This is a genomic window from Streptomyces sp. W16, assembly GCF_033194735.1.
Lineage (GTDB): Bacteria > Actinomycetota > Actinomycetes > Streptomycetales > Streptomycetaceae > Streptomyces.
In genome coordinates this window covers 1-7,000 of record NZ_JAWOAI010000501.1, presented here as the reverse complement: position 1 = coordinate 7,000, position 7,000 = coordinate 1, and the positions used below count along the sequence as shown (strand labels likewise).

Below are 7,000 nucleotides of genomic sequence, written 5' to 3'. Positions count from 1 at the left end.
CACGTGGTGGCGCGCACGTGGTCGAGCCGCCGCTGCGATTCGTGCTGCTCGCCCAGGACCGGGCGGGCTGGGCGCGACTGTGCCGCATCACGTCGGCGGCTCACGAGGGTGCCCTGTCCGGTACGGCGCCGGTGGTGCCGTGGGAGGCGCTGCGCGAGTACGGCGGCCCCGGCCTGACCGTGCTGCTGGGCCCCCTCTCGGAGCCGGTGCGGGCGCTGTCGGTGGGCCGGGAGGACGTCGCGATGAAGCTGCTGGCGCCCTGGCGGGAGGTCTTCGGGAGGGGAGTCCGGTTGGAGGTCGTTGCGCAGAAACGTTCCGGCACGGGCCCGGGCTCTCTCCGCCTGGCCGCCCGCACCCTGGCGCTCGCCGACCGCACCCGCACCACCGCCGTGCTCTCCAACGCCGTCCGCTACGCCGACCCGGACCAACATCGCCTCGCCGACGTCCTGGACGCGGCCCGGCTGCTGCGCCCGATCGACCGGCGTCGGCTGGACAGCGGGCAGCGCTGGCTCAAGGACGAGAAGGAGATGACGGTCGTGGCACGGATGATCGCCGAGTGCGCCGGAGCGGACGCCCGCCGGGCCCGCCGTCTGATGGCGGACACCGTGGCCACGGCGGCCATCTGCGCCGTCGACCCGGCGGCCGACCTCGGCCTCGGCACACCGCACTTCCCGAAACCGTCGCTCTTCGGCGCCGGACCGGAGACGGGCGGCGCGGCCGGGCTGCTGCGCCTGAGATGTGAGGAGGGCCTGACCCGACGCGGCCTCGACCGCGACCGGGCGGCACTCGACCGGCTGGACGAGGAACTCACCGTCATCTCCCACTGGAACTACGACGCGTACTTCCTCGCCGTCGGCCAGGTCGTCGCCGACATCAGGGCCAAGGGCATCCGGGTCGCCGCCCGCGGCTCCGGCGCCGGCTCGCTGGTCTGCCACGCGCTGGACATCGCCACCGCCAACCCGCTCGACCACAGCCTGCTGTTCGAACGCTTCCTGAGCACGCGCCGCGAATCACTGCCCGACATCGACATCGACGTGGAGTCCGCCCGCCGCCTGGAGTGCTACGACACGATCTTCGAACGGTTCGGCAAGGAGCGGGTGGCGGTCACCGCGATGCCCGAGACCTACCGGGCACGCAGGGCGCTGCGCGACACCGGCCTCGCGCTGGGGATCGCCCCGGCCGACGTCGACCGGATCGCCAAGAGCTTCCCGCACCTGCGCGCCTCCGACATCACGAGCGCGCTCGCCGAACTGCCCGAACTGCGCCAACTGGCAAGGGAGATGGGCCGGTTCGGGCCGTTGTGGGAACTCGCCGAAGGCCTCGACTCCCTGGTCCACGGCATGGCCATGCACCCCTGCGGAGTGGTCATCAGCGACGCGACCCTCCTGGACCGGTTGCCGGTGCAGCCCACTCCGCAGGGCGACTACCCGATGGCGATGGCCGCGAAGGAGGAGATCGAGGCGCTGGGCAACATCAAACTCGACGTCCTGGGCGTCCGCATGCAGTCCGCGATGGCCCACGCCGTCACCGAGATCGAACGCGCCACCGGCCACCGCATCGACCTCGACGACCCCCAACAGGTGCCGCTCGACGACGTGTTCGCCTTCAAGCTCATCCAGGAGAGCCAGACGCTGGGCCTGTTCCAGCTGGAGTCGCCGGGCCAGCAGGATCTGTTGTCTCGGTTGCAACCGCGTGATGTGCAGGACGTCATCGCCGACATCAGCCTCTTCCGTCCGGGCCCGGTCGCCGGCGGCATGCCCGAGCGGTACATCGCCGCGCGTCATGGCGGTACGCCGGTGTATGCGCACCGGGACCTCGAACCCGTGCTCGCCGACACCTACGGGGTGACCATCTGGCACGAGCAGATCATCGACACGCTGCACGTACTGACCGGCTGCGACCGCGCCTTCGCGGAGATCACCCGGCGGGCCCTCGGCGACAAGGACCAACTGCCCCGGATCAAGGACTGGTTCCACAAACTGGCACACGCGCGTGGCTACAGCACGGCCGTCCGGGACGAGGTCTGGAAGACCGTCGAGGCCTTCGGGGCATACGGCTTCTGCCGCGCCCACGCGGTCGCCTTCGCCGTACCGGCCCTGCAGAGCGCCTGGCTCAAGGCGCACCACCCGGCGTTCCTGCTGGCGGGGTTGCTCGAACACGACCCCGGGATGTGGCCCAAGCGCGTCCTGGTCTCCGACGCCCGTCGGCGCGGTGTGCCGGTCCTGCCCGTCGACATCAACCGCTCCAGGGTGAAGCACACCGTGGAGATGACCGAGAAAGAGGAGTGGGGCGTGCGGCTCGCGCTGTCCGGGGTGCGCGGCATCAATGAGGAGGAGTGCGCGCGGATCGAGGAGGGGCAGCCGTACGGATCGTTGTCGGACTTCTGGCAGCGGGCCCGGCCCAGCAGACCGGTCGCCGAACGGCTCGCCGAAATCGGCGCGTTGACCTGTCTGCACGACGGCCGCCTCACGCGCCGTGATCTCCTGCTCCAGATCGCCGAGTTGCACCGACAGTCCCGCAATCGGACCGCGGGATCCGGTCAACTGCCCATGGATACGGGTGCTGTTGGGGGAGCGGAGCCGAGCGGGTTGCCGGAGATGACCGGACGCGAGGCGCTGAGCGCCGAGTTGGGCACACTCGGCATCGACGTATCCAGGCACCTGATGGAGCATCACCACCGGCTGCTGCGTGAGATCGGCGCGACGGACGCGACGCATCTGGCCGAACTGCGCGCGGGACAGCAGGTGTTGGTCGCCGGGGTGCGGGCTTCCACCCAGACCCCGCCGATCGCGAGCGGTAAGCGGATCATCTTCGTGACGTTGGAGGACGGCTCGGGTCTGGTCGACCTCGCGTTCTTCGAGGACTCCCATCCGGCCTGCGCGTACACCGTCTTCCACCGCGGGCTGCTGCTGGTGCGCGGCACGGTCCAGGTGCGCGGCACCCGCCGTACCGTCGTCGGTTCCATGGCCTGGGACCTGGACGAGATCGCTGCGGCCCGCCGGGACGACGGCCCCGAGGCGGCGCTCGCCCTCCTGGGCGCCGACCGCCCGCATCCGACCCCCGCCCAGCCGGCTCCGGGACAGTCGCAACCCGCCCCCGCCCAGCCGCAACGCACCCTCGCCAACGGCACCACAGGCGCCCGCCTCCACCCGTACGCCGACCTCCAGCCCGCCGGCACCCGTTCCGCCGACCTGAAGAAGTTCGGCCACCGCAGCCCGGGGAGCGCGGGATGAGCGGGATGACTGCGCGGCAGCGGCACATCGCCCACCTCCACCTGCATGCCGAGCTGACGGAGGCCCAGTACAGCGATGTAATCGAAGTGATGTCCGGGATCACGCCCCATGTTCAGGCCGTCCCGCCCAACGCCCTTCAGCTGGACCTGACTTCGGCACTCAGATACTTCGACCTGTCCCCTTACGACATGGTCCAGACGGCGAAGATGAGACTGAAGGCCCACTACGGCATCGACAGCAGCGCAGGCCTCGCGGGCAACCGCATGCTGGCCGCGATGGCGGCCGACGCGTCCGCCCCGGGGGACACCACCTGGGTGCCCACCGGGCAAGCGGCCGACTGGCTGTACCCCCGGCCGGTCACCGCGCTGCCCGGGATCGGCCGCGCCACGGCGGACACGCTTCACCGATACGGACTGCACACCATCGGCCAGATCGCCGACCTGCCTCCGGCGACCCTGCAACGGCTCCTCGGCGCAGGCCAGGCGCGGCTGTTGACCGAGCGCGCCCGCGGACATGATCCCCGCCCGATCATCCCCGCGGAACCGGCGGCGCATCTGGTCGCCGACCTGGCCCTGAGCCGGGACTGCCTGGACCCGGCCCAACACCACCGAGCAGTCCTGGGACTTGCCGACCGGATCGGTCAACGCCTGCGTGGAGAAAGGCAGTTCACGGGCCGGCTCACCCTCGCGGTCCGATACGCCGATCGCACCTCCACCACGCGCACCCGCACCCTGCCGGAACCCACCGACCACTCACCCGCCCTCGCCGCCACCGCCCTGGGCCTGTTGACCTCCCTCGGACTGCAACGCGCCCGCGTCCGCGCCTTCGTGCTCCGCGCCGACGACCTGCGGCCGGCCGGCAGTACCTACCGCCAGCTCTCCATGGATCCCTCGGACGCCCGCGCCCGTGCGGTCGAAGCCGCCGCGGACCGTGCCCGTCGGCGCTTCGGGCAGGAGGCCGTACGCCCGGCCGCCCTGGCCGACTGACCTCCGTCGCCGGGAGGCGCCGAGTCGAGAACCGCCCATACGCTCAGGGGTGTTGGCCGCGGTCGTGGTTCCGCATCCGCCAGGCCCGCATCAGCAGGAAGAGCCCGATCAGCGCGACCACCACGCCCAGCGCCGCGTACTGGCCGTGGCCGGACATGGCCGAGCCGTTCATCGCGCCGGTGCCCTGCGCGATCCAGACCGCGCCGAGCACGACGAGGATGATCCCGCCGATACCACGGACCAACATGGTCACTCCTTCTCCGCACCGGTACGTCCGCGGCGGTACCCGCCCGCGTTCACCGCTCAGCTTCGTCCCGTTCGGTGCGGCTGGGGCGGTCGAAAACCTTACGGAACGGAAACGTTGTACCGACCGGGGTGTTGGAGTGCTGAGGTGCCGGGGTGTCAGCTGTGCGCCGCGGCTCGCGGGATGAGCCTGGTGATCACTTCCGGGTGCGTCACGAGCGACAGGTGGCCGGAGTCGACCTCGACGGTCGTGGCGTTCATGCGCCGGGTCATGAAGCGTTCGAGAGCGGACCTTGGGCCGCGTAGAGCACGAGAGCCTCCTTCCTGGGCACGCCGTTGGCGAAGTCCTCAAGGAACGCCGACTGGCCGATCCGCTTGAATCCGTGATCGCCGCCCTCATGTTCCGCAAGGGTCGTCCCGAGAGCGGTGAGTCGAGCGGCCCGGTCGTTCACATGTGACCAAGACCCCTTGTCCGTACGTCAGTTGGCCCACGGCGGGACGATGTGCGTCCCGTCGGCCAGCTCCGCCTCCAGGCCGATGGACGTGGTGACCCAGGTGATCACGGGCCGGTCGGTGGGGTTCTCGGCGCCGAAGGTCACGCCGGGGTTGATGATCAGCGTGTCGCCGGCGGTGACCCGCTCGATGCGGCCGTCGAGCGTGATGACCAGCTCGCCTTCGAGGATGTGCAGGATCTCCTCGCGGTTGACGGTGTGCAGGGGCGCTTCGCTGTGGGCGGGGATCTCGCCGCGCCAGGCGCACAGTTCCTTGCTGCCGGTGCCGGGACGGGCGTACGAGACGAAGCGGGCGCCGTGGACCTCGTGGGTGACGGCTTCGGTCGAGCGGATGACGGGCATGGACGGTCCCCTCCTGGAATGGTCAAGCTGCTTGACTATATGGCTCCATAGTCAAGCTGCTTGACCAATTCGTCAAGGGTGTTTCAATGCCTCCGTGCAGAACTCCGAGGCCATCGCCCTGTCCGCCGCCGTGCTCGCCGTCGCCGGAGGGCTCACGCAGCGCATCCATGAGGGCGTCGTCGCCCGTGGTTTCGAGGGGGTGCGGCCCGCGCACGGGTTCGCCTTCGTGCGTCTCGCCCCGGACGGTGCGACGGTCACCGATCTCGCCGCCCACCTCGGAGTGACCAAGCAGGCCGCGAGTCAGCTCGTCGAAGAGCTGGTGCGCAAGGGGTATGTCGAGCGGCGTCCGCATCCCGTCGACGCGCGTGCCCGGCTGATCGTGCTGACCGAGCGCGGCTGGGCCTGTACGCGTGCGGCGGAGGAGGCCGCCGCCGACGCCGTGCGGCCGTGGGTCGAACTGCTGGGGGAGGGTGAAGTGCGCGTGTTGTGTGACCGTTTGCTGCGTATTGCGCCCTACGGTCCCATCAGGCCCGCCTGGTGACTGGTTATCACTGGAAGTTTTTACTGACGCGTAACTTCACACTTCACCTACTCGCCCGTAACTTGACGAGTGAACAGCATTCTTGTGATCCGGATCACAGGGCGTAAGGCCGTCGCAACTCCCTTGAGCCGCAAGGAGATCACACGATGCTGCCCTGGAAACGAGTGCTCAGACCCCTGACCGCACTGCTCCTGACCGCCGCGGTCGCCGCTCTCCCCACCGCCGCCCACGCGGCGAGCGCCCCGAGCACCGGCTGGAACGACTACACGTGTAAGCCCTCCGCCGCCCACCCCGACCCGGTCGTCCTCGTACACGGAACGTTCGCCAACAGCACCGACAACTGGCTGGTTCTCGCGCCGTACCTGGAGGCCCGCGGCTACTGCGTCTTCTCCCTCGACTACGGCCAACTCTCGGGCGTCCCCCTCATCTACGGCCTCGGCCCCATCGACAAGTCGGCGGAGCAACTCCAGACCTACGTCGACACGGTGCTCGCCGCGACCGGCGCCGCCAAGGTCGACCTCGTCGGCCACTCGCAGGGCGGCATGATGCCCCGCTACTACCTCAAGTTCCTCGGCGGAGCCGCCAAGGTGGACACCTTCGTCGGTATCGCGCCCGACAACCACGGCACCACCCTGGACGGCCTCACCAAGCTCCTGCCGTACTTCCCGGGTGCCGAGGACGTGATCTCCGCGACCACCCCCGCCCTCGCCGACCAGATCGCCGGCTCGGCCTTCCTCACCAAGCTGAACGCGGGCGGCGACACCGTCCCCGGCGTCCACTACACGGTCATCGCCACCCGGTACGACGAGGTGGTCACGCCGTACAGCAGTCAGTTCCTGAGCGGATCCGACGTGCACAACGTGCTGATCCAGAACCTGTGTTCAGTCGATCTCTCCGAGCACGCCCTGCTCGGGCTGTCGGACCGGATCGCCTTCCACGAGGTCGCCAACGCCCTCGATCCGGCGCACGCCACCACCACCAACTGCCTGTCGGCACTGAGCTGATGGCACACCGCGGGGTCTGTCCGACCTGAGCCGCCGGACAGACCCCGCCCCCTGGACGGCCGCACTAACGGCCGTGCCGTCCACCGCCGTTGGTCGCACGGCGGCGGACCGAGGCGAACAGGGCCGCGGCGCCGAGCGC

At 70.1% G+C, this 7,000-nt stretch carries 6 protein-coding genes; 4 read left to right on the top strand and 2 right to left on the bottom strand.

The features are described 5' to 3' along the window. Together dnaE and R6V09_RS41805 are read left to right on the top strand one after the other, a co-directional pair. Window positions 1-3,233, top strand: a 3,233-nt coding sequence (gene dnaE, locus R6V09_RS41810) for a DNA polymerase III subunit alpha (RefSeq protein WP_317886720.1), incomplete at its 5' end; no start/stop codon positions are given. Window positions 3,234-3,238: 5 nt separating this feature from the next. Further along, entirely contained in the window at window positions 3,239-4,219 is a 981-nt protein-coding gene (locus R6V09_RS41805) for a DNA polymerase Y family protein (RefSeq protein ID WP_317886721.1), read from the top strand. Between the two features lie 43 nt (window positions 4,220-4,262). On the opposite strand, the gene R6V09_RS41800 is transcribed toward R6V09_RS41805, so the two are convergent. Both R6V09_RS41800 and R6V09_RS41795 read right to left on the bottom strand, forming a co-directional pair. Then, entirely contained in the window at window positions 4,263-4,466 is a 204-nt protein-coding gene (locus R6V09_RS41800) for a hypothetical protein (RefSeq protein ID WP_317886719.1), read from the bottom strand. 475 nt (window positions 4,467-4,941) lie between these two features. Beyond that, a complete protein-coding gene (locus R6V09_RS41795) occupies window positions 4,942-5,316 on the bottom strand; it encodes a cupin domain-containing protein (RefSeq protein WP_317886718.1) in 375 nt (124 codons plus the stop codon). A gap of 94 nt (window positions 5,317-5,410) precedes the next feature. On the opposite strand from R6V09_RS41795, the gene R6V09_RS41790 reads away from it, so the two are divergent. Both R6V09_RS41790 and R6V09_RS41785 read left to right on the top strand, forming a co-directional pair. Continuing rightward, entirely contained in the window at window positions 5,411-5,857 is a 447-nt protein-coding gene (locus R6V09_RS41790; protein ID WP_317886717.1) for a MarR family winged helix-turn-helix transcriptional regulator, read from the top strand. Between the two features lie 146 nt (window positions 5,858-6,003). Beyond that, entirely contained in the window at window positions 6,004-6,861 is an 858-nt protein-coding gene (locus R6V09_RS41785) for an esterase/lipase family protein (protein ID WP_317886716.1), read from the top strand. The last annotated feature ends 139 nt before the right edge of the window (window positions 6,862-7,000 follow it).

Coding starts and splice junctions, on each gene's coding strand:
- R6V09_RS41785 (WP_317886716.1), top strand. CDS start 6,004: ATGCTGCCCTGGAAACGAGTGCTCAGACCCCTGACCGCACTGCTCCTG.
- R6V09_RS41805 (WP_317886721.1), top strand. CDS start 3,239: ATGACTGCGCGGCAGCGGCACATCGCCCACCTCCACCTGCATGCCGAG.
- R6V09_RS41795 (WP_317886718.1), bottom strand. CDS start 5,316: ATGCCCGTCATCCGCTCGACCGAAGCCGTCACCCACGAGGTCCACGGC.
- R6V09_RS41800 (WP_317886719.1), bottom strand. CDS start 4,466: ATGTTGGTCCGTGGTATCGGCGGGATCATCCTCGTCGTGCTCGGCGCG.